The organism is Rheinheimera metallidurans (assembly GCF_036983985.1).
In the GTDB taxonomy this organism is placed as follows: domain Bacteria; phylum Pseudomonadota; class Gammaproteobacteria; order Enterobacterales; family Alteromonadaceae; genus Alishewanella; species Alishewanella metallidurans.
The window spans coordinates 1-937 of the sequence record NZ_JALAHQ010000015.1 but is presented as its reverse complement, the minus strand read 5'-3'; the positions used below and the strand labels follow the sequence as shown (position 1 = coordinate 937).

1 protein-coding gene is annotated in these 937 nt (G+C 59.1%); it reads right to left on the bottom strand.

Annotated elements, in window-relative coordinates; genetic code table 11:
* A partial coding sequence (intI1, locus tag MN199_RS14725) for a class 1 integron integrase IntI1 (RefSeq protein WP_058655633.1) occupies positions 1 to 798 on the bottom strand: 798 nt, incomplete at its 3' end.
* Positions 799 to 937 lie beyond the last annotated feature (139 nt).

The window sequence follows — 937 nt, the reverse complement described above, 5'->3', positions numbered from 1 at the left end:
TTCTACGGCACGTTTGAAGGCGCGCTGAAAGGTCTGGTCATACATGTGATGGCGACGCACGACACCGCTCCGTGGATCGGTCGAATGCGTGTGCTGCGCAAAAACCCAGAACCACGGCCAGGAATGCCCGGCGCGCGGATACTTCCGCTCAAGGGCGTCGGGAAGCGCAACGCCGCTGCGGCCCTCGGCCTGGTCCTTCAGCCACCATGCCCGTGCACGCGACAGCTGCTCGCGCAGGCTGGGTGCCAAGCTCTCGGGTAACATCAAGGCCCGATCCTTGGAGCCCTTGCCCTCCCGCACGATGATCGTGCCGTGATCGAAATCCAGATCCTTGACCCGCAGTTGCAAACCCTCACTGATCCGCATGCCCGTTCCATACAGAAGCTGGGCGAACAAACGATGCTCGCCTTCCAGAAAACCGAGGATGCGAACCACTTCATCCGGGGTCAGCACCACCGGCAAGCGCCGCGACGGCCGAGGTCTTCCGATCTCCTGAAGCCAGGGCAGATCCGTGCACAGCACCTTGCCGTAGAAGAACAGCAAGGCCGCCAATGCCTGACGATGCGTGGAGACCGAAACCTTGCGCTCGTTCGCCAGCCAGGACAGAAATGCCTCGACTTCGCTGCTGCCCAAGGTTGCCGGGTGACGCACACCGTGGAAACGGATGAAGGCACGAACCCAGTGGACATAAGCCTGTTCGGTTTGTAAACTGTAATGCAAGTAGCGTATGCGCTCACGCAACTGGTCCAGAACCTTGACCGAACGCAGCGGTGGTAACGGCGCAGTGGCGGTTTTCATGGCTTGTTATGACTGTTTTTTTGTACAGTCTATGCCTCGGGCATCCAAGCAGCAAGCGCGTTACGCCGTGGGTCGATGTTTGATGTTATGGAGCAGCAACGATGTTACGCAGCAGGGCAGTCGCCCTAAAACAAAGTTA